Raw genomic sequence first — 22641 nt, forward strand, 5'->3', positions numbered from 1 at the left:
AGCCGGTGGTTATGACTCGACGTGATTTCTCGCTTCTTTTACTCAAGCTTCTGCGACCTTTACCTTTTTAAACGCCGCTTCGGACTCTTCCTCGGAAGCTTGGGGAACGCGTTTGATGAAGAAGGAAAGCAGCAAGGCGATAACGCCGATTCCGATGATGACGAAATAGGCGTCATTGATCCCTTGGATGGCAGCTGACTTTCGTTCAATCGTTTCGGAAAACGGTTGCCGGGCACTATCCGCTGGATGGCGAGGTCGTCTGACGAAGGATTCGGAAACGAGCTGTTCGGGAGAGCGCTTGATCATAGCGATGGACCGGGCCTGCGGCGGAAAAACGCCGCCGTCCTTACGATCAGCAGAGGCAGCACGTAAGAGACGGTTGCCCATACGGGATGGATGACGGTTACGGAATTGATCCAGAAGAATTGGCCGTACTCGATTTGATTCATGGAAAACAGGAAACAAACCAGCGCAAGCGGGAACACGAGAATGCGGTCGTCCTGCAAATTCAGAAGTTTCGTAAACGTCATATTGAGCACGAACAAAGTGACGGCCGCCTTCATGAAAGAGGCCATGATCAAGGAAATGCCGACCAGCGATTCGATCCGCTGGATCACCTCGAGAAGATCGACGGTCCGGGCGACTTCGAACATGGAATACATGCGTTCCGCCGCCATCGGACCGAACACCAGGATCGTGCTGAGCGTCACCGCGATTAAGTAAAAAGCGTTGAGAAATAGGGCGAGAAACAACGGTCTCGCGATTTTTATCCGTTCATTCTTACGTATGTGCGGGAAAACCATCGACATCAGCACGAGTTCGGCATAAGGGAAACCATAGGAGAAATAGGCGCCGAGGAGTACAGGTTTGAATCCGTCCGACATCAAGGGCAGCAAGGCCTCGAGGTTATAATTCGGAATGGACAAAATCAGGATGGAGGTAATGGAGGCGAGCACGACGACCATCGGCACGAAGAACATCCTGGCCATGGTTTCGATGCCGGAACGGACCGTGAGGGCGACAACAAAGAAAATGGGCAATGAGAAAAGATAGAGCGGAGTTTGTCGCAACATCGAGGTGTTCAAGAACAGGCCGATGTCCAGGACGATTCCGGATGTCATGTGGAACTGGAATGAAATAAAGGGGATGGCGAGAAGAACGGTCAGCCATTTGCCGACGGTTGCCCTGCTGTATTCGATGAAGGTCAAGTCGGGAAATTTGCGGTATAAGGACAGAATGCAGACAAGCAGAACGGCGCCGATCGCAAGGGAAAGGAGCAGGGATATCCATGCTCCATTCTTGGCATAACCGATGAGAGGCCCCGGAATGTTCACGATCGAGGAGCCCGTCATGAAAGAAAAAAACATGACGGACATTTGCCCGGCGCTGATTTGCTCGCGCGTTTTCATTCCTTTCACGCCCTCCTCTGGATTTTATGAAGAAACCGTTAATCCTTTCACGATCCAACCCGCGAATTTTCCGAACACGAGTTTGGCGGCATCCTCCAGAAACGGCCATTTCAGATCGAAGACGTAATCGATGCCGAGATACAGGGAAAGCAGAAGCATGGCGGCATATGCCGCCAGCTCACGGCTGCCCAGCTTGCTAAGCCTGGCCCTGTCCGCCAGTCCGATCCCCGCGTATATAATCATGAGCAAGATCAGCTTGCCCATCATGCCGCTTGCCTCCCTTTATTTTTTGAATACGGGTTTGCCGATCGTCGTACCGCTGGTTTTCAATTTGACCTTCACATCGATCTTGAACCGGGTCCGGGCGAAGCGGCTGTCCCAGTCCGGTTTCCATTTCTTCCACAGCTTTGGATTCTTGGCGTTGATCTTATTGCCCAATCCGATCCCGTCGAACTTCTGCTCTTTCATCCAGTCGACCGTTTCCTCGATTCGCTCCCGCACCGTATCCTCCACCTGTTTAGCGAACTTCCTTTCGTCAGAGCTCGTTTTGATTTTGGTGCAGGCAAGCTCGATCAACGCAAGATCGATTTTGATCTGGAACCGGACCGTTGCCGATTCCGGACCGATGGATGTCTGCAGACGGCTTTGAGAGTTGAGGGCTTCCACGACTTCTTTCACCTGCCTGCCTTCGGGCGATGGCCGGCAGGGAATATCGAGCATTCCGTTCTTGTATACTCCCGTCAGCATTTGCAAATATTCGACCATGGACGGATCCATCACGCCCACGAGCTTCCCCTTCTTCAGCAAGGCGAGTCCGGCGACATTCGGGGTTTTCTCCGGCCTTTTGAGCGGCTCTTGGGTCTCATACAGATAGGGGACGACCGCATTGCCGGTTTCGCCCTTGAGCTGAAGACCCAGCTTCAGCAAGTCCATATCTATCGTTTTCGTGCTATTCTCCGCAGCGGCTTTCTCGCTTTGGAACAGTTGCTGGGAAATCGTATTTTCGATGTAGGGTTTGAGCTGCAAAAAGGGATAGGCCTCACCGTTCGTGATCATGAACTTGATCGTGAGCCGGGGCTCGTGATCGCGGTAAAAAAACTCCAGAAGCTCCGTGATCGGTCGTTTACGCGCCAGCTTGTCCCCGATCATAATCAGGCGAATATGGCTCCATTGGGCCTTGCGGCCGAGGTTGATCGGAATGTCGCGGATCGCTCTGGCGACTGTCTTATCCTCGGTCGTGATATTCACGAACGCCGTTTCGGCCGTTTTGGCGCCGATACTGCTGACGCCTTGGGACGGCCGGTAAATTTGCGTGGCCAAAGAGATTTTCCCTTCTCTGCCTTCATCGATCGCGATGCCCATCACGAATCCTTTCTCGGGCAGCTCGGCCCGATCCCAGCAGCCCGTCATCAAGCATAATGCCGACAGGCTGGCCGCCAGTCCAATCCGTCTGCTCATGAATCCGGTTCACTCCTATGCTGGGTTTTCGGCGATCGCATCAGGAATCCGAGCGGAGCCCGGATGAACACATCCCTCATTTGACGCGGAATGAAAGGACCCAGAGGGCTCAGGTAAGGCTGGCCCAGAACGCGCAGACTCGAGAGATGCAGCCAAATCAGCAGGAAGGCGACCATGATGCCGAATATCCCCAAGAAGGCAGCGAAAGCCATCAGCGGGAACCGCAAGATGCGCAGCGCGATGGCGAAATTGTACTGGGGAATGGCGAAGGAGGCGATCCCGGTCAAGGAGACGATGATGACCATGATCGGCGACGCGATGCCTGCGTTGATGGCGGCTTCCCCGATGACGAGCGCCCCGACGATGCTCACCGCGGATCCGACCGGGCGCGGCAGCCGGATGCCGGCCTCCCGGAGCAATTCGAAAAAGAATTCCATGATGAAGGCTTCGATCACCGCGGGGAATGGAATTCCTTCCCTGGAGTTGATGATGGCGAGCAGGAGAACGGTTGGGAGCAATTCCGAATGGAACGTGGAAAAAGCGATATAGATGCTGGGAAGCCCGATCGCGATGAACAGGGCGACTAACCGGATCAACCGGATCAGGCTGGAGATGACGGTCCGTTGATAGTAGTCTTCGTTCGATTGCAGCAGATCCACGAGCAGGCCGGGACAGATGAGAATGGACCCCGTTCCCTCGACCAGCACGATGATTTTCCCTTCCACCAAGGCGGCGACGGCCACATCCGTTCTCTCTGTGTAACGGAATTGGGGAAACGGGGAGTACGCCGAATCTTCGATCAGCTCTTCGACGTAAGACGTTTCCAGTACTTCTTCGTTCTTCAGCTTATCGATTCTCTTCCGGAATTCCTTCAGCATTTCCGCATTCACGATTCCATCCAAATAGCCGTAAGCGAACTTGGTTCTCGTGACTCCTGACGTCTGAACCGTTTCGATTTTGAAGCTCGGATTTCTCAAACGTTCCCGCAGCATGCCCATATTTTTCTTCATGTTTTCGACGGTCGCTTCGCGAGGCCCTTGCACGACCGGTTCGAGGGTCGATTCCGACACTTGCCGGGTTTCAAGACCGGTCGCTTCGTACCCCAGCGCTTTGTCCCAGCCGTCGAAGAAAATGACGATATGTCCTTGCAGTACTTTGTTGACCGCGTCGTTGATATCGTCGATCAGAATGGCGCTCTGGCTCGACCCGACGTTGCGTTCGAAGTAATATTTCACGTCATCGGGCGTAACGTCCGTTCCCGGACCGACCTCGTGCGTGACGAGATCCTGGAGCGATTGTTTAAAATAATTGTGTTCTTTTTTTTGGATCAGCGTTTCCACATAGATGGAGAATACGGAGTGCTTCATGCCGGGACCGTAGCGCCAAGGCTCGACCACGATGTCGCTGCAACGGTCGAAAATCAGCTTCAACTTCTCCAGGTTGTCCGACAGAAGGGGTGAAATGCCGGAAGGAGCCGAAGCCGGCGAAGCAGCCGGAAGCGGAACTCCTCGTTGAACGGTACCCGCTCCCGGGATTTTGCCGCGATAACTTTTTTTCACCAGCCATCTGAAGATGTTCAAACGTACCATCCTCCCCTGAAGATGGTACTATTGTGGCCCTAATTCCAACAAAAATTCACAGGGACAAGACGACTGAATGAATATCGCCCGTGGTCCCCGAAAAGGAATCGGAAATGGCTTCGTAGGCATTGTTTGGGTATTAACCCATTTAAGGGGCGGGGCATAAGCTGAAAGTATACTCGCGACGATTTCCCCCGGTCAAGGCAGCCGGCTAACGATGTCATCCGCCGTCCGAATGGCCAACGCGGCGGCGGACAAGGTCGGATTGGCGGCTCCGATCGAGGGAAGAACGCTGGTGTCGGCCACGTACAGGCCCGGCACGCCATGGATTTGCCCGAACCGGTTCGTTGCCGATGTGTTCGGATCGTCGCCCATTCGGCACGTTCCGGATTCATGGTTGTCGGCTCCGGGCGGCAGCCTGCAGATGGCGGGAGCGCCGCCAACCATGGACAATCGCAGCTGCATCGCCGAGGAAGCCCGAAATACGGCTTCATACATCCGCTGCACGATCTGTTCGTCCTTCTCGCTGAACGAGAAGCTGACCTGCAGCTCCGGCATCCCGAACGCATCCCGTTTTCCGGGATCGACGTAAACGCGGTTCTCGTATCGCGACTCCACTTTGCCCGACGCATAGAAGTCGGTCACGATCCATTCGTCCCGGACCGGCTTCGGCTCATAGTGGTAATTGAAGTAGCCTCCCGGTCCTTGCAATTGCAGCTGATAGGGACGATCCTCCAGCTCCGGAACGAGAATACCCAATACCCCGAGAGGTTCCGGAAAATGACGCGTATCGACGAATACCGTTGATACCAGGTAAGAATGGTTGGTCAGATATCTGCCGATCGCTTTGCCCGGAATCCCCGAGTTCAGCAGAATCCGCGGGGTTTGAAGCGCGCCCGCCGACATGACGACGTTCTTCGCCTTGATGATATACGATCGTTTATCGGGGGTCATCACCCGGACGCCCCGGGCTTTGCCTCCTTCCGTCAGCACCTCCGCGCAATAGGTATCGACGGCCAGATCGAAGGGGCGCAGGCCTAAGGCCCGGGCGAGCAGGACAATCGTGCTGAAAAAGACGTTGGAATGCACCCGTCCGTATTGCGTCTGATCCAGATCGGCGGCGACCGGAATATCGTCCGCGTTGCGGAATCCGTTATCCCGCAGCCTCTCCAGCAGGATCCGCGTGATCGAAGAGTCTTTCGTATAGGATTTGGTGACCGTCATCACCTCTTCCGCGATGTTGTAATACATTTCCATTTCGTGGACAGGGACCGGCCAATTTAACGCGATTTCGAAATCGGGGATGCGGGGCGTTATCGCTCCCCACAGAATCGTTCTGCCGCCTAAGGCGTAGATAAGCTTCATGCCGGAATACTGGGGGAGCCTGTCGCCGATCAGATCGGTGATCTCGGGAGGCCGATAGATTCGGAACGTATTTCCGTCAATGGTCGCGATGTTCGAGACATGCGTAGGCAAGTATTGAGGACCCCGTTCGATGATCCCGATCCGTTTTCCGGCGTTCGCCCACCTTTCGCACAGCCGCCAGAGGGCAGCTCCGCCCCCGGCCCCCGAACCGACGATCAGGGCGTCGTATTCGGTTTCGGCCATCCGCTCTGCAGTCGTAAGCGGAATCCAATTATGAAGGAAGTCGGTTTCGGGAAGGGGCGGGCAGAAAGGCGCGACCACCCGATGCCGGGTTAGCGGCGTTTCCGGGGAGGGGATGCGGACCGTTTGACCCGCGATTGTATCATCGGGCCGGTCGATGTGCGGATTCGCAGACATCATCCGATCGAGTCCGATCCCGTATCGCAACGAGATCCCGTATAACGTTTCCTCACCGCGGGCGATATAGAACCTCAAGGTCCACACATCCTCATAGAGAAGGATTTATCTTTACTTATCATGACTATGATTCTTGCGTCCTTGAAATACGGTTACATCATGTTGGCATGTCTCCATGATCGAAGGAGGGATCGGAAGTGTACGAACAGCAAACCGTGGCGCAAACGCCTCTCCGGAATGGGATTCGCGTGACGATCTGGAACGAATATATCCACGAGAGAACGGATCCGAAGGTTGCCGCCGTCTATCCGAGGGGTATTCACGAAGCCCTTGCGGCGGGCATCGGGCCTTACGGATTCCGCATCCGGACCGCAACGCTGGATCAGCCGGAGCATGGTTTGACGAAGGAGGTGCTGACCGGCACCGACGTGCTGATCTGGTGGGGCCATCTGGCGCACGAACGGGTGTCCGACGAGATCGTGAATCGAATTCAGGCGAGAGTGCTGGACGGGATGGGGCTGATCGTCCTGCATTCCGGCCATCGCTCGAAAATTTTCCAGAAACTGATGGGAACGACGTGCGATTTGAAATGGCGGGAAGATGCGGAGAGGGAACGCTTGTGGGTGGTCGACCCCGCCCATCCGATTACGGAGGGAATCGGGGAATCCTTCGTCGTGGAACCGGAGGAAATGTACGGCGAGTTTTTCGAAATTCCCGCTCCCGAGCAGCTGGTTTTCATCAGTTGGTTTCAAGGCGGGGAAGTATTTCGCAGCGGCTGCGCGTACGAACGCGGACGGGGGAAAATCTTCTACTTCCGTCCCGGACATGAAGCGTATCCGACCTATTACAACAAGACGGTGCTGAAGGTGATCGCCAACGCCGTCCGCTGGGCCGCGTCACCGCATGGAGCGAAGCCGACCTTCGGCAATACGCCGCCGCTGGAACCGATGCTGCGTACGTTCCGGCAATCGCGGCCGCCGGGGATCGAGTTTCGTATGCAATAGGGAACACCTGACTGTAAAAGCAACCGGCCCGCGGCTTCCTGCGGGCCGGTTGCTTTTCAACCGCTTCGTCACCGAGTTTCGGCCTTCGAATCGTTGTCATAATAGAGTCCGAGATGATAAGGCAAGAGCGTCGTGCTGCCTCGTTGGAAGAAGACGGCATCATCACTAGAACGGTCTATAATCAAGTGCCGCCGAAAGTTGTCTATGAAATAAGCGAATTCGGAAGGTCGCTGAAATCCATCTTGGACCAGCTGGGCGAGTGGGGCGCGCAATATATCCATCAACGCGAATGGAAGTCTTCCTGCTCCGAATGAGGGTACGGCAGTTCCAGGTTTACGGATGCAAGTTCTTGCCCTTGGGCTCGGACGAAGAAGGATGGATGGGCAAATAAACCGTGAACACGGATCCTTGGCCCGCCTCGCTCTGAACGTCAATCCAGCCTTGATGGACGAGGACGTTCTGCTGCGCGATCGCGAGCCCCAGTCCCGTGCCGCCTGTCGGTCGTGCCCTGGCATGGTCGGCCCGGTAGAAGCGGTCGAAGATATGCGGGAGATCGGCCGCGGATATGCCGACACCGGAATCTTCGATCCGGATGCGCGCATATTGTTGATGCTTATCCGGATGCCATTCCCGATCGAGAGAGACCTGGATTCGGCCGCCGGAGTTCGTGTAATAGACCGCGTTCGTTAACAGGTTGTACAGGGCTTGGAGAATGCGCGGCTTTTCCGCCTTGACGAGAATTTCGTCCTCCGCTCCGTGAATCGTGAGCAAGATTTGTTTATCCTCCGCAAGAAAGCGGGTTTTCTCCGCTACATCCTCCAGCAACGCCGCAAGGTTCTCCGGTTCCGGGCGGAGCTCGTTCATGCCCGCCTCCAGCTTGGATAAATCCAGCACCTCATTCACCAATCGCGACAACCGCAAAACTTCGTCGAGGATGGAGGATTGTTTAGCCGGAGAGAGCGTGTCGCCCGTCTCCTGCACCAGCTCCAATTCTCCTTGGATGATCATGAGCGGCGTTCTCAATTCATGCGCGACATCGGAGAGAAGCTGTTTGCGGGCACGTTCCGCATTCGCGAGAGACTCGTTCATGTCCCGGAGGGCCCTGGAGATCGCCCCGAATTCATCCTTTCTTCGAACGGGGAAGGATACGTCCCGTGCTCCTTTTTTGACGCCTTCGATCCCTTGGATGATTCTTCGGATGGGGCGCGTCAGTCTCCAGGACAATAAGAAAATGGTCAGCAGGGCGGCGGCGCAGGTGAACAGCAGCGACGCTCTACCGATTGCGGGCAAGATGCCGTACCACATTTTTTTGAATTCGTACGTCTTGTATTGCTTGTCGTTCATCACGTAGAGCCGGCCGACTTTCCGCTCGCCGGAGAAGATCGCGAGTTTGTAGCCTTCGTTCCGAAGCTCATCGACGCCCAGACGTCCTTGCCGGTACAGCGGGACTCCGTCTACGTAGAGAAGAACTTCGGCAAAGCCGCGCGTCCGTTTGAACTCGGCGGCCCCCACTTGTTCCCAGGAACCGCCATGCTCCGCGTAATACCGCTCGAACTCCTGCCGTAAAGCTTCGAAAACGGCTTTATCCTCCCGATAAGCGTAATCCCTCGAAATATAAAATTGAATATGCGTGACAGCCAGCAGAAAGAGCAGGATGAACACGAGCAAAACGCTCATCGACAGGATCAGCTTCGTTCTGATCTTCATGGTTCCGCTCCGAAACGATAACCGAAGCCGTATACGGTCTGAATGTAATCGATCGGCTGACCGCCGTTCTCCAATTTTTTGCGGAGCTTGCTGATGTGGGAATCCACCGTCCGCTCGTCGACGATGAATTCGTCTTCGAACGCGTGCTGAAGCAGCTGCATTCGGCTATACACCCGGCCGGGTTTCGATGCCAGCAAATGAAGGAGTTTGAACTCCGTAGGGGTCAGATGCACTTCGCGGCTGCCTAGGAAAACCTGCAAGCTGTCTTCGCGAATCGCAAGATCGCCTCTTCGAAGCACGCTGGCCGTTTCATCGTTGCCGTTCAGGTTCATCCGCCGCAGCAACGAGCGGATCCGCGCGGAAAGCTCTCTCAGGCTGAAGGGCTTCGTCAAGTAATCGTCCGCTCCCATTTCAAGTCCGACGATTTTGTCGGTTTCCTCCGATTTCGCCGTAACCATGATGATCCCGGGGGAACCCAGCTGCCTCAGCTTCCTGCAGGTATCCAAACCGTTCAGGTTCGGCAGCATCCAGTCCAATATCACGACGTCGGGCTTGCTCTTCGCGTACAACTGCACGGCCGACATTCCGTCCGCCGCCGTCAGCACCTCATAACCTTCGGTTTGAAGATACGATTCCATCAGCGACAAGATCTTCGTTTCGTCCTCTACGATCAACACTTTGATCCCCATGACCGTGCCTCCCAATCCTTACCATGACCATTTCCACTTTAACGGACATTGGCCATTCCCACAACCTCTCGATTTTTTCACCATAAGTTCGCAACATTCCAGGATTAGGATAGCGAATATAAGGTTTGAAAAACGATCGCGAGGAGAGAAGTCCATATGTTCGAGACCCTTGCAGGCATTCTGCTGACTTTCGCCATGACGGTATTATGGGCGTTGGCCAGTTTGGTGGCCACGAGCTTGCCTTATGCCGCAAACAATCAAAAGCTGAAAAGACGGAGAATCCTGCTGCTTATGTTGAGTTATGCGGCTCTCCTGATCGGACTGCTCTGGTATGCGTTCCAAATCGGTTGGCTGTATCGAAGCGGCTGGCTCTTCGTGGAAGGCACCTTCAAGGCGACCATTCCGTTGCTGCTTGTTCTGCACATCCATTGGTTGTGGGTCACGATGCCGAAAGTATACGCATTGGGGGAGTCCAACAAGCAGCCGCTGACGAGGGATACATGGCTCAAGGCCGCAATGCCCGCCATCTCGCTGTCTTATTACGCGTTGACATTCGTGTCGGGCATGGCCGCCTTCAGCATGGTCATTGCGCAACCGATCCTGCCCGATTTGGCGGAAATCGTGATGAGGCTGCTTCTGATCGTTCTCCTTCTCGCCGTACCGGCGCTGATTCTCAGAAGGAGATATCTCAACGGGTTGAAAGGGGGAAACCACGTGCAAGGAGTCGGGTCCAGATGGTTAAAGTTCGCGTATGCGGGGGTTCTTACGGCCATCGTGGCTGTCGCCGTCTTCGTGCTTCATGCCGTAGTCGGCATCCAGACTTCGAAACTGCCGGAGGCTTCCGACATGATGAACCATGAGCATGTAGACGAAGGGGGCGGGACGCCAACCCGGATGACGGGCTCCCATCACGTTCACGACCATTCGATGGAGGAGCAAAATCAATCGAATCCATCCTCGATGGTGGAAGTGGCCGCTTTGAAGGGGGATATTTCGGCTCCCGCGGACCGCAAATTCGTGCTGTCGGCGCGGCAGGGCAAGGTTACGCTTGCGTCCGGCGCCGAGATCGATGCCTGGACGTATAATGGGGAAGTCGCTCCCGAGCTGCGCGTACGACAGGGGGAGATGATCGAAGTGAAGCTCGTCAACCAAGATGTTGACGCGGGTGTCACGATCCACTGGCATGGCTATAACGTTCCGAATGCGATGGACGGCGTACCGGGCATGACCCAGAATGTCGTGAAGCCCGGGCAATCGTTCACCTATAAATTCCGGGCCAACCAAGAAGGAAGCTATTGGTTCCATTCCCATCAGCAAGCGTCCGAGCAAGTGGCGAAAGGACTGTTCGGCGCGTTGATCGTGGATCCCAAGCAGGAAGACGACACGTATGACGAAGAGGTTATCTTGATCAATCACCGCTGGAAGACGGGTCAAGGACGCGTCAACGCTTTCGGCATCCAGGACGGAGAGCAATTCAAGCAGATCGAGCCGGGGAAGAAAGTGAAGCTGCGGGTCATCAATACGGATAAGTTGTCACGCAAATATTTGCTGCAGGGCGCCAGCTACCGAATTACGAGCATCGACGGCGTGCGGATCCAAAACCCGGATTCGTTGTCCGATCGGACCGCGTTCAGGCTGGGCGCAGGCGGCAGATACGACGTCGCCTTCACGATGCCGAACCATCCCGTCCTGTTCCAGCTTGGCGATGATCGGAACGATCGCAATCCGAGTTTCGTTTTCTATACGGATACCCCGCCGGCGAATCCGGCCTTTCAAGCGGAATCCGGCCTGTTCGATCCGTCGGATTACGGCAAGCCCGTGGTGAATGCAATCACGGCCGCAGCGAAATTCGATCGGGAGTTTAAGATGATCCTCGGGAACAAGATGGGGTTCTACAACGGGAAATTTACTTTTCTGTGGACGATTAACGGAGAAGTGTATCCCCATGTGCCGACCTTGGTCGTCAAAGAAGGCGACAAAGTGAAGACCACCTTCGTGAACAAAAGTCTGGCCGAACATCCGATGCATCTGCACGGCCATCATATGACGGTACTGAAGAAGAACGGAGAGAAAGTGAAAACGCCTTGGATGACCGATACGTTAAACGTGCTTCCCGGGGAATCCTATGAAGTGGGATTCGTCGCGGACAATCCGGGGATGTGGATGGACCATTGCCATAACCTGGACCATGCGGCGACCGGCATGATTTTGCATCTGATGTACGACAACGTTCGCTCTTCTTACGAGGTGGGGACGAGGTCCGGGAACTTGCCGGATTGATCGAGAAGAACGCATAGCCTTGGGGGTCCCGATCGTTCTTTCCGATTTATTCAGGCTAAGCCGAGCGCCAGCGCCAGCAAAGCCGCGGAAGCGCCGCCCGCAAGGGAGCCGGCGACGTTGACCGCATCGTTGTTCCAGCCGGCGCGGCCGCGGATTCGTTCAGCAGGCCTGCCGCAGTGGCGGGCCTGCTCGATTTCTCGACCGCATTCGCCGCAGCGGTACATGAGCTGCCAGGTCGCCCCGATCCACGAATCGGCGAGCGATCCGATGATGCCGGCCAGTCCGGCTATTCCGCCCCAGGCGGCCAGCCTAAGCGGCGCCGAGGCCACGTCCGGCGCGGTTTGGCCGGGCCACGCAAGCAGCAGCATCCATGCTGCGGCGCCGATAAACAAGCCTCCGGCCAGCGAAGCGCCCAGGCCGAGGCCGGAGACGCCTCCGGATGTACCGGGCGCAACGCGCCGGCCCGTCTTGATCGATCTCGGCGGCGTCCGGCTCAAGCCGCCGATTTCCGTCGCCCACGTATCGGCTGTTACCGCCGCCATGACGCCGAGGAAAGCATACCACCAAAGTGCATGCGGCCAAGCCCAATAGGCCGAGCATAGCAGCAGCCCCAGCCCTCCGTTTGCGAGCACCTGACCGGCATCGCGCCGTCCGGATTTCTCGTAGCCGCTCTCGGCCTTTTCCTTTGCATGCTTTTTCCACTTGGACCATAACGTCGATGAAATAAAAAAAGCGATGAGGGAGCCGAACCAGACCGCGCTTCCAAGCGCATACATTACCGTGCCCAGCATTACCGCCGCCAGGAAGCCGGAGCCGGACAGCGACCGTTTGGCATAAGCCGCCCCAGCGATCCCTGTGCTGCCGGCCAATCCGATGAACCACTCCACAGCCTTCCCCCCCTTTATTGCTTTCTTCCATTATACCTCAACGCAATGCCTGAGCGACGCGATCGCGTTGTTCCGGCGTGCCCTTGGTCATCATACTTGATTTGATTGTAACAAAAGTTCCTGATCCATGTTTCTTTCCGAGTGCTCAGTGATCGGCAGAATCGAAATCTCAAGATCGTGCTGTTTTCCAAAAAAAATGATGCCCAAAGCAGCGATAGATAGGATATATTATAGCGTGACAGCGCTTTCTTGAATTCGACGAACCGCTATGTTTGGGGGTGTTCGAATGACGACTTTGCTCATCGTCGATGACGAGCCGCGCCAGGTCAAAGCTTTGGCGGCCATTATCGGAAGGCAGCGGCCGCAATACCGCATCCTCGAGGCGACGGACGCCGAATCGGCATGGGAGAACCTCGAGAGGGAGGCCGTGGATGCGGTTCTGACCGATATCCGAATGCCCGACGTGGACGGTTTGACCTTGATCGAGCGGATTGCCCGGCACAAGCCGTATGTGAAGACGGTGCTGATCAGCGGCTACGGCCAATTCGATTACGCCAAGAAAGCGATCGAGTTCCGCGTCGTGGAATACCTCGTCAAACCGATCGGCCTCCCGGACATCGAACGGGTCATCGGCAAGCTGGAGGACCTCTTCGCCCGGGAATCCGCTCTGCATCAGTCCGTTACCGTCTACCAGGAGCATCTGTGGAACGGGCTGATCGCCGGTTCATTAAACGAGAGGCAGCGTCTGGAGCTCGAACGTCAGATACCGGCAACGGGTACGGGTTTCGCGATGGCGATGGACAACGGTCCGCAGCGGGCGTCGGGGAGCGAACCGTGCGAACCTTATTCGGCGGACGAGGCGAAGGAGAGGTGGGCCAAGCTCTTGTCGTCGATCGGGAGAACCGTGACATTCGGCGATACCGCGACGGGCAGAATCGTATCGTTCGTGTGGCTCGAGCGCCCGCTGGCGGCCAAACCGTCCGATACCGTCAGCAAAGTCGTCCGGCTGTTCGAAAGGTTCAGGGCGGACGTCACGGAAGGGGCCGTACTCGGCGTGAGCACGATCCGCCTCCTGGAGCCGCAACGCCTGAAAGATGCCTATGACGAAGCGTTGCTGGCTTTGCGCCACCGTTTCTATTCCCATGACGAGTCGATTCTATGGGGGTCGGACGTGCGCGCATTCACCGAGCGCGTGACGCCCGGTTCCAAAGAGCTGGCCGAACCGCTGACGCTGGCGGTGAAGGCCGGGGACCGGACGAAGGCGATGGAACTGTTCCATGCGTTTTTCCGCCCTCGAGAAACCCCGCCTTATCCGGAACCGGACCGAATCAAGGAAGAGCTGAACCTGATCCTGTGGCAAATGACGGAAGGCCTGCAGGGGATGTTGCCCGCCGATGCGCAGGAATTAAACTACTACGACCAGAAGAAACGGCTTGGCGATTGCATCCAATACCGGGAACTCAAGTTCCGGTTCAAGAAGCTTCTGGAAGGTTGGCTGGAGCAGGCCGGGCAAGTGCGCCTGGACAAGAACGGGCTCATCGTCCTGCGATGTCAGGCGTATCTGCAGCAGCATTACATGGAAGACCTCTCGCTCGAGTCCGTTGCGTCCCTGTTCCATTTTAACCCGTCCTATTTCAGCAATCTGTTCAAAAGCAAAACGGGTTTAAACTTCTCCGAATATCTCCTGGAAGTAAGGATCCGGCAGGCGAAGGCGATGCTGGAGAACGGCCAAGAGAAGATCGCCGACATCTCGGAGAAGGTCGGATTCCGCAACGCCGCCTACTTCAACAAGATGTTCAAGCGCGAAACCGGGTTATCGCCCAATGTTTTCCGCCAAATGAAAGGGAAAGGCGCCGGAGCATGAAAGCCCTTCTGAACGCGATTCGGGACAGCCGCCTCCATACGAAGCTGCTCATTACCTATTTGCTGCTGCTTGCCGTTACGGTGCTCATTTTAAGCTTCAGCGATTACCGCCTTAGCCGCGACACCGTGCTCGAGATGGCCAAAAAAGACGTCTACACGATCGTCAGGAAAAACGACGAGATCCTGGACGCCAAATTTTCGAGGATCCGCGAAATGATCTACGGCTTTACGGAGGATGCCGACTTCTACGAGACGTTCTCGAAGCTGCATCCGGCCGACAAGACGGAAGTGCTGGCCGCCGACCTGCGCATCAAGGGGATTCTCGACAAATATTTCGCCCAATCGCAAGACCTGTATTCCGTGCAGGTGGCGACCTCCTATTTCATATTCGGAACCGCTTCGTCGGCCAACAGCGAGCACTCGAAGAACTTCATTCCGATGAAGGGATTCAACGACACCGAGCTCAGCCGGATCGCCCGGCAAGGGGCCGGGAAAACCCGTTGGGTGCCGACCTACGATTTCTCCGACATGTTCCGGGTTCCGTACCTGAAGCAAATGGACTACGACTACAAATACCTGTTTTCGGCGGTCACGATGATCCAGGGCTCCTATTTCAAAGGAACGTTCCGGTCCTATTCGGACATGCAGGACAAGCCCGTCCTCATCCTGAACTTCAAGGACTCATTGTTCACCGGCGTGTTCGCGGGGAGCATCCCGGTCAGCGGCAGCACTTACTTCGTCGTGGACGAGAAGGGCCGTATCGTGTCTCACCCGGACCGCTCGTCTCTTACGAAGACGATCAACCTTCCCGAACTGGGCGATATGATGAACGAGAAATATGGCGTGCGGATGCTCAAAATCGGTGGGAAGGAGCAGGCGGTCGCTTTCTCCCGCTCCGACATCACCGGCTGGCTGAGCCTTGCCGTCATTCCCCCGCAGGAGCTGCTGGGACCGGTCATCCGGCAATACATCCGGAACATGCTGATTTCGGCGGGGATCATCACGCTGCTGTTCGTCGGCTTGTCGTTCTTCCTGTCCCGGCTCGTCACCCAGCCGTTCCGGACGATGATCCGGGCGATTGTCAACGCGGGGGAAGGACGATTCGAGACGCGGTTCCGGGAAAGCGGCAGCTACGAATTCCGGGTGCTGATGAAGAAATTCAACGACATGAACGAAAATATCCGCAAGCTGTTCCAGGAAAATTACGAAACCCGGATCCGCGAGAAGGAAGCGGAAATCAAGGCGCTGAATTTGCAGCTCGATCCCCATTTCATGTACAACACCTTGAATATGGTCAGTCTGATGTCGCTTGAAAAAGGAGAGTACGAAATCAGCGAGATCGTCGTGAGTCTGAGCAACATGCTCAAATACATGGTGAAGACCGAGGCCTCCGTCGTCCGGTTCCGGGACGATCTCGCTTACCTGGAGGGCTACGTCACCATCATGTGCAAGCGGCTCGAAGGCTCGGTCCGGGTGGAGTACGAGATCGATTCGCGTTTGCTGGAGGAAGGCGTGCCGAAGTTCTTCCTGCAGCCGATCGTGGAGAACGCATTCGTTCACGGCTTCAAGCGGCAGAAGAAGGAAGGGGTGCTGCGAATCGCATGCCGCCTGGAAGGGGACGCGCGCGTATTCCGGATCGAGGACAACGGGCAAGGCATGGAGACATCGCAGACGGAGGAACTCCTGCAAAGCGAACGCCATGTGGGGTTGTCCAACGTTAACCGCCGCATCCGGATCTTATACGGGGATCCTTACGGCCTGCAGATCCGATCCGTTCCGGGCGAAGGAACCGCCGTCACCGTTACGCTGCCGTCGTCCGCAAGCGGAGAGAGTTTGACTCCGTCAAACTCCCTGAGCGGAGAGAGTTTGACTCCGTCAAACTCCCGATTATAGGAGGAAACCTCATGACCCGAATGAAGCTTGCGGCGGCCGGGGCGCTTGCGCTCGCGATTCTCGCCGCTCTCCTCATCGGAAGATGGGGAACCGCATCGCCGGATCTTCCGCCCCGGGGCGAAGAGCATCGGGAGAAAGTCGCGCTGAGGTTCACTTACTGGGGGTCCATCGAAGAGAAACGGGCGATCGAAAGCGCGCTTGCCCGGTTTACCCAAGAATATCCTTGGATCACGGTGGAACCGATCCAGCTCCCGAATTCCGACTACAACACGAAGATGCTGGCGCTGTCCGCTTCCAACGAAGAGCCCGATATCGCGTACATGACGACGGAGCTCGGGGAAGTGTTCGCGAAGCAGGACAAGTTCCTGAACCTGTTCGATTTCCTGAAGAAGGACCCGGAGCTGGACCAAGGGGATTTCCTGGACTACCTGTGGTACAAATCGTCGCCCGATTACGCCTGGGGCATCAGCACGGCGGCGGAGTGCTTCGGGCTCTACTACCGGAAGGACCTGCTGGCCCAAGCCGGGGTTGCGCCCCCTCCGGCGCAAGCGGAGCGAGCTTGGAGCTGGGACGAGTTCGTGGACGCGGCCAAACGGCTGACCCTCGACAGCGAGGGACGGAATGCGTACGATCCGCGATTCGACAAGGACCGAATCGTCCGCTATGGCGTCATGTTCGAGACGTGGTCGGACCCGCTCAACAATTTCATCTTCGGCAACGGAGGCGATTGGGTGAGCCCGGACGGCGAGCGGTTTACCCTGAATTCGCCGGAGGTGGCGGAGGCGCTGCAGAAGCTCGCGGACTTGACGAACGTTCACCATGTTGCGCCTTCCCCCTACGAATCCAAATCGCTGCCGGCCATGAGCGTCTCCTTGCAGGCCGGACTTGCGGCGATGATCGTTGACGGGCAATGGATCAATCTCGATCTGGGCAAAGCCAAAGCGGATTTCGACATCGGCGTCCTGCCGAAGCTGAAGAAGAGCGTAACGGTCGGGCTCAGCGGAGCGACGGTGCTGTTCCGATCTTCCCGCCATCCGGATGAAGCGTGGCTGCTGTATAAGTGGCTGTCCGATCCGAACAAGGCGATCAACCTGTATGCGGACGGTTTATGGATGCCGGTGCTGAAGAAGTGGTATACCGATCCTGAGCTCGTCGCGAGATGGGTGAATGCGAATCCGGCCGCCCATCCCCCGGGATTCAAGGACGCCATGATGAAACAGTTGCTCGAGAACGGGATGCCCAGCATCGGGTATTATTTGCGCAACCAGAAGGAAATTTTCCCCGAGGTGACCGCGGGTCTCTTGCCCGTCTGGCAAGGAGAGCAGACCGCGCAAGCGGCTCTCGACGGGATCGCGGCGAAAGTAAGCGTTTTATTTGCACAAAAATAGTCGAGAAATCCAAAAAAGCTGCAATTTCGACCCTCCATCCGTTCGGTATAGTAAAGTTGCGGCCGGTGAAAGCGTTTTAGAGACTTGCGGGAATGATGTTGCGAGATGCGCAGCGTTCAGCCGCGAGAAATGCGCGATCCGCCGGCGACGACACCGAATGTGGAGGGTCTTGTCATGAAAAAATGGTCAGTCGCAACCGCTTCTCTCCTGATTCTCGCGCTTCTGCTGGCAGCGTGCGGCGGAGGAAAGGGCGAATCGTCCGGTTCGCCGGGAGCTTCGGCATCCGCCGATGCCGGAGGCGATCAGGGAGGCAAGCAAGTCACGCTGAAATTCATGGGCTGGGAAGTAAGTCCGTTGGAAACCGAGAGCGTCAAAAAAGGCTTGGAGCTGTTCATGAAAGAAAACCCGAACATCAAGGTCGAATACACGACGATTCCGGGCGGCACGCAGTACGTGGCCAAAATGCAGGCGATGGTTCTCGGCAACGAGGCGCCGGACGTATTCTTCCTGCAAAGCGACTACTACCGGGACTTCGTGAAACGGAAGAGCCTCCTCGACATCACCGACAAGGTCAACTCCGAAGGCGTAGCGGATGACCTGATCGATTCCGCCGTCAAGCTCAGCACGGTGGACGGCAAATATTACGGCATCGAGTCCTGCATCGTAGCGCCGGTTCTCTATTTCAACAAAGACATTTTCGACAAAGCCGGCGTGGCCTATCCGCCCACGGACCCCAGCAAAGCGTGGACCTGGCAGCAGTTCGTGGACGCAGCCAAGAAGCTGACGGTCAAAAACGGCAACAAATTCGAGCAGTACGGCGTATACGGACTGGAAAACTACTATATGACGATCGCCGAAATCATGAGCAACGGCGGCAATTGGTTCACGGAGGATCTGAAGAAATCCGCCGCGAACACGCCGGAAGTGAAAGAGGTACTGCAGGCGATCGCCGATCTCCGCAAGAAAGACGGAGTCAGCCCGGAAGCGAAGCTGCTGACGAACAGCGGGATGAGCGCAGCGCAAATGCTGCAAACGGGCAAAATCGCAATGCTCGTCGACGGCTCCTGGGCACTGCAGGAACTGTCCCACATGAACTTCAAAGTCGGCATGGCCGTGCTTCCGAAGTTCAAGGAAGCGGTCACGCACGGACAGGCGCATCTGCACGTCGCATCCGCCAATACGGAGCATCCGGAGGAAGCATGGAAGCTGATCAAGTTCCTGTCCTCCGAGGAGTATCAATTGCAGAACGTCAAGGCCGGTCTCTGGCTTCCCAACCACAAATCGCTGTACACCGAACAAGGCATCGCCAAATGGCTGACCCCGGGCGTCCACCCGGACGGCTTCAAGGACATGATCCCTTACTTCACGGAATCGAAGACGTACCCGTATGCCCTTCTCAGCAGCCAGAAAATCCAGGAAGATACGACGGCGGAGCTGGATAAGTTCTTCATCGGAAACCAGCCGCTCGACAAGACGGTGGAAAATATCGAAACGGTCGTGAACAAACAGTTGGCCCAAAATCAATAAACAGAAAGAGGCACCTGGGAGGGAACGCTGACGTTCCTTCCCCGGTTCCTGCAACCGGGGTGAGACAATGAAACCGCTAAAGCCTCTGCTGTACAAGGACGGGTTTTGGGCCTTCCTCATGCTGCTGCCGAACATCGCCGGCTTCCTGATGTTCTTGCTGCTGCCGGTCTTGGCCACGTTCGTGATCAGCTTCACCGGATGGAATCTGACGGATTCGTTCCGATTCAACGGAATCGATAACTACAAGGAATTGTTTCAAGATCCCGTATTCGGCCAGGTGCTCGGAAACACGTTTTATTTCACGATCGCCAGCGTGCCGATCGGCATCGCACTCTCGTTATTCCTGGCCGTGTTCTTGAACCAGAAGCTGGCGCTCGTCCGCTTCTACCGGGCCGCCTTCTTCATCCCGGTCATCTCCTCGATGGTCGCGGTCGCCGTCATCTGGCAATGGATTTACAATCCGGAATTCGGTTTGCTCAATTACGCCCTTTCCTGGTTCGGCATCGATGGACCCGCCTGGCTGACCAGCACCCGCTGGGCGATGCCGGCCGTCATCATAACGAGCATCTGGAAAAGCCTCGGCTTCAACATGCTCATTTTCCTTGCCGGTCTCCAGTCCATTTCGGAATCTTACTACGAAGCCGCGGACATCGACGGGGCCAAGTGGTACTCGAAATTTTGGCGCATTACCGTGCCGCTCCTGTCCCCGACGACCTTCTTCGTCACGGTCATGTCCGTCATCAATTCGTTCCAGGTATTCGATACCGCCTACTTGATGACGCAGGGCGGTCCGGCGCGGTCGACGTCCGTACTGGTTTACTACATTTTCCAAAACGCCTTCCAATATTTCCGCATGGGTTACGCGAGCGCGCTGGCTTACGTCCTGTTCTTCATCGTCCTGATCATCACGTTCCTCCAATTCTGGAGGCAGAAAAAATGGAGCATCTACTAAGGAGGAGGGCGACGATGAGACCGCGTTTGGGAGTCAAAGCGGCGGCGCATGCCGTCCTTCTGCTCGGATCGGCCGTCATGCTGTTTCCGTTCATTTGGTCGATAGGCACGTCCCTGAAAGATATCGGCGAGGTGTTTACGTTTCCGCCCCGCTTCTTCGGTGAACAGTTGAAGTTCGCCAACTACACGCATATGACCGAACGGATTCCGTTCTTCCGTTTCTTCTTCAATACGCTCAAAATCACGGTCATCGTCGTCGTTTTCCAGCTATTGACCAGCTCGATGGCGGGGTATGTATTCGCGAGACTGCGGTTCCGGTTCCGGGAAGGACTGTTCGGCTTGTATTTGGCCACGCTCATGGTTCCGGCCCAGGTGACGATGATTCCGACGTTTCTGCTGATGAAATACTACGGTCTGCTCGACACGCATTGGTCGCTCATATTGCCCGCCCTCGTATCCGCTTTCGGAACCTTCCTGCTGCGGCAATTCTTCTCGACAATTCCGATTGCGCTCGAGGAAGCCGCCAAAATCGACGGCTGCACGCCATTCGGCATTTACTGGCGCATTTTCGTGCCCCTCTCCAAACCGGCGCTCGCGACGCTCGGCATTTTCATCACGATGGGCACGTGGAACGATTTCGTCAACCCGCTCGTTTACCTCAGCTCGATGAGCAAGATGACGCTGACGCTGGGGCTGGCCAACATGCAGGGGTTGTACTCGACCGACTGGCCTGCCTTGATGGCGGCCACGGTCATTACCGTCCTGCCGATTCTGATTGTGTTTCTGCTCGCCCAGGACGTATTCGTACGAGGCGTCACGTTATCGGGTCTGAAAGGGGAGTAAGGGCGGAAAGGAGCGAAGCCCGGGGCTGGTCAGCCGCGGGCTTCTTCGTGTATTCGGCCGAACGAATCGGCCGGTTACGGATCAAGGCGAAACAGAGATGCGCCATGGGGCGGAATGACCGCGCTCAAACCGCCTTCCAAGCGGCCCATTTCACTCCCGGTCCATAAATCTTTCCCTTTTGCTCCGTCTCGGCAACCGAGTGCCTCCAAGGACACCCGTACCTCATGTGCTTCCTCACCCGTATTGAACAGGGCCGCGTATTTCGTCCCGTCCGGTCCATCCGCCGCCCAGACGATGCGGCTTCCGTCCCGAATCACTTGCCGCGCCCCTCCGCTGTGACGGTGCATGTCGAGGACCTCGCGATTCGTCAGCAGGGACAGCGTCCAATCGTCGTTGTCCCGCAGCTCGCCTCCGAACATGAGCGGCGAACGGAAAATCGTCCACAGCGTCATCATGGTGAGCTGCTCGTCCCGCGTGAAGCGGGTCCATCGGTCCGAACCGCCTCCGTCCACCGACCGGATGCCGATGTGCCCCAGCGGCAGCATGTCGCAATCCGGCCAGCGGCCGGGCGCCGGCCTTCCCTGCCATCTCTCGCAACGGTCGAACATATCGAGAAGCAACGGCCACAAATCCCAGAAGTCGTCCGTCATCCGCCACATGTTGGCGTTCGCTTCGAAGAAATCCGCCAGCTCCGCCGGGGCCGGTCCGGGAGACAAGCTGAGCACCATGGGACGCCCGCAGCGGTCGATCGCGCGGCGGATCAATTCGATCTCCGCCTGATGCGTGCCGTAAAGCCGGGAGGCCGCGATGTCGTCCACTTTCACGAAGTCGACTCCCCATTCCGCGTAGAGCTCGAACAGCGAGCTGTAATAAGCTTGGGCTCCTTCTTTGGCGGCGTCAACTCCGTACATGTCCGTGTTCCAGGGACAGATGGAGTTCGGATGCGCGATATCGCGCGCGGTCGCCTGAGTGCCCTTAACGGGCGTGTTCTGATGAACGGCTTGACGCGGAATGCCCCGCATGATGTGGATGCCGAATTTCAGCCCAAGCCCATGCACATAATCCGCCAGCGGCTTGAACCCTTGTCCGCCGGCGGCCGAAGGGAACCGGTTCACCGCGGGGATAAGACGCGAATAAGCATCCATCTCAAGCGGCACGAAAGGCCGATATTGCGAGGAGACGGCCCCCGGCTCGTACCACTGGATGTCCACGACAACGTACTCCCAGCCGTAAGGCTTCAGATGTTCGGCCATGTAAGCCGCATTGCCCCGCACTTCTTCTTCCGTCACAGCCGCGCCGTAACAATCCCAGCTGTTCCATCCCATCGGCGGCGTGGCCGCGAAGGTATGATGTCGCATCGGATGACCTCCTTGTTATCTG

The 22641-nt window shown here is 56.6% G+C and carries 17 protein-coding genes and 1 pseudogene; 9 read left to right on the forward strand and 9 right to left on the reverse strand.

The window, feature by feature from the left end:
* Positions 1-302: 302 nt before the first annotated feature.
* The 5 genes from GE107_RS04545 to GE107_RS04565 form a co-directional block, all read right to left on the reverse strand.
* Complete coding sequence (locus GE107_RS04545) at positions 303-1409, reverse strand: GerAB/ArcD/ProY family transporter (RefSeq protein ID WP_219638291.1); 1107 nt, start codon at positions 1407-1409, stop codon at positions 303-305.
* Between the two features lie 24 nt (positions 1410-1433).
* Positions 1434-1676 carry a hypothetical protein gene (locus GE107_RS04550; RefSeq protein WP_219638292.1) on the reverse strand — a complete coding sequence of 81 codons (243 nt, stop codon included), beginning with the start codon at positions 1674-1676 and terminating at the stop codon, positions 1434-1436.
* Positions 1677-1691: 15 nt separating this feature from the next.
* Positions 1692-2867 (reverse strand): Ger(x)C family spore germination protein, encoded by a 1176-nt coding sequence (locus GE107_RS04555; protein ID WP_219638293.1) that lies wholly within the window; start codon positions 2865-2867, stop codon positions 1692-1694.
* The gene (locus GE107_RS04560) at positions 2864-4447 is read right to left on the reverse strand and encodes a spore germination protein (protein ID WP_370636246.1); all 1584 of its coding nucleotides are present in this window, start codon (positions 4445-4447) and stop codon (positions 2864-2866) included. Before GE107_RS04560 ends, GE107_RS04555 begins: the two co-directional genes overlap by 4 nt.
* A gap of 198 nt (positions 4448-4645) precedes the next feature.
* Complete coding sequence (locus GE107_RS04565) at positions 4646-6307, reverse strand: GMC oxidoreductase (RefSeq protein WP_255570182.1); 1662 nt, start codon at positions 6305-6307, stop codon at positions 4646-4648.
* Between the two features lie 119 nt (positions 6308-6426).
* Here GE107_RS04565 and GE107_RS04570 point away from each other — a divergent pair, with 119 nt between their 5' ends.
* Both GE107_RS04570 and GE107_RS04575 read left to right on the forward strand, forming a co-directional pair.
* Positions 6427-7233, forward strand: a complete 807-nt coding sequence (locus tag GE107_RS04570) for a ThuA domain-containing protein (protein WP_370636247.1) — start codon at positions 6427-6429, stop codon at positions 7231-7233.
* A gap of 101 nt (positions 7234-7334) precedes the next feature.
* A pseudogene (locus GE107_RS04575) lies at positions 7335-7547 on the forward strand (winged helix-turn-helix transcriptional regulator); the annotation flags it as partial.
* 19 nt (positions 7548-7566) lie between these two features.
* Here the strand turns inward: GE107_RS04575 and GE107_RS04580 are convergent.
* Together GE107_RS04580 and GE107_RS04585 are read right to left on the reverse strand one after the other, a co-directional pair.
* Entirely contained in the window at positions 7567-8940 is a 1374-nt protein-coding gene (locus GE107_RS04580) for a sensor histidine kinase (RefSeq protein WP_219638296.1), read from the reverse strand.
* Complete coding sequence (locus GE107_RS04585) at positions 8937-9629, reverse strand: response regulator (RefSeq protein ID WP_219638297.1); 693 nt, start codon at positions 9627-9629, stop codon at positions 8937-8939. Before GE107_RS04585 ends, GE107_RS04580 begins: the two co-directional genes overlap by 4 nt.
* 156 nt (positions 9630-9785) lie before the next feature.
* Between GE107_RS04585 and GE107_RS04590 the strand changes: the two genes are divergently transcribed.
* On the forward strand, positions 9786-11909 hold the full coding sequence (locus tag GE107_RS04590) for a multicopper oxidase family protein (protein WP_219638298.1): 2124 nt from the start codon (positions 9786-9788) through the stop codon (positions 11907-11909).
* A 50-nt stretch (positions 11910-11959) separates the two neighbouring features.
* Here the strand turns inward: GE107_RS04590 and GE107_RS04595 are convergent, their stop codons facing one another.
* On the reverse strand, positions 11960-12796 hold the full coding sequence (locus tag GE107_RS04595) for a DUF92 domain-containing protein (protein ID WP_219638299.1): 837 nt from the start codon (positions 12794-12796) through the stop codon (positions 11960-11962).
* Positions 12797-13082: 286 nt separating this feature from the next.
* Between GE107_RS04595 and GE107_RS04600 the strand changes: the two genes are divergently transcribed.
* The 6 genes from GE107_RS04600 to GE107_RS04625 all read left to right on the forward strand — a co-directional run bounded on the left by GE107_RS04600 (position 13083) and on the right by GE107_RS04625 (position 21261).
* Positions 13083-14660 (forward strand): response regulator, encoded by a 1578-nt coding sequence (locus tag GE107_RS04600; RefSeq protein ID WP_219638300.1) that lies wholly within the window; start codon positions 13083-13085, stop codon positions 14658-14660.
* Positions 14657-16552 (forward strand): sensor histidine kinase, encoded by a 1896-nt coding sequence (locus tag GE107_RS04605; RefSeq protein WP_219638301.1) that lies wholly within the window; start codon positions 14657-14659, stop codon positions 16550-16552. Before GE107_RS04600 ends, GE107_RS04605 begins: the two co-directional genes overlap by 4 nt.
* An 11-nt stretch (positions 16553-16563) precedes the next feature.
* A complete protein-coding gene (locus tag GE107_RS04610) occupies positions 16564-17940 on the forward strand; it encodes an ABC transporter substrate-binding protein (protein ID WP_255570183.1) in 1377 nt (458 codons plus the stop codon).
* 174 nt (positions 17941-18114) lie between these two features.
* On the forward strand, positions 18115-19467 hold the full coding sequence (locus GE107_RS04615; RefSeq protein ID WP_219638302.1) for an ABC transporter substrate-binding protein: 1353 nt from the start codon (positions 18115-18117) through the stop codon (positions 19465-19467).
* Positions 19468-19534: 67 nt separating this feature from the next.
* Positions 19535-20419 (forward strand): carbohydrate ABC transporter permease, encoded by an 885-nt coding sequence (locus GE107_RS04620; RefSeq protein WP_219638303.1) that lies wholly within the window; start codon positions 19535-19537, stop codon positions 20417-20419.
* Positions 20420-20433: 14 nt separating this feature from the next.
* On the forward strand, positions 20434-21261 hold the full coding sequence (locus tag GE107_RS04625) for a carbohydrate ABC transporter permease (RefSeq protein ID WP_219638304.1): 828 nt from the start codon (positions 20434-20436) through the stop codon (positions 21259-21261).
* A gap of 74 nt (positions 21262-21335) precedes the next feature.
* Here GE107_RS04625 and GE107_RS04630 read toward each other — a convergent pair whose 3' ends face one another.
* On the reverse strand, positions 21336-22619 hold the full coding sequence (locus GE107_RS04630; protein ID WP_219638305.1) for a glycoside hydrolase family 27 protein: 1284 nt from the start codon (positions 22617-22619) through the stop codon (positions 21336-21338).
* Positions 22620-22641 lie beyond the last annotated feature (22 nt).

Origin of the sequence: Cohnella sp. CFH 77786 (genome assembly GCF_019400745.1) — a bacterium.
In the GTDB taxonomy this organism is placed as follows: Bacteria; Bacillota; Bacilli; order Paenibacillales; family Paenibacillaceae; genus Cohnella.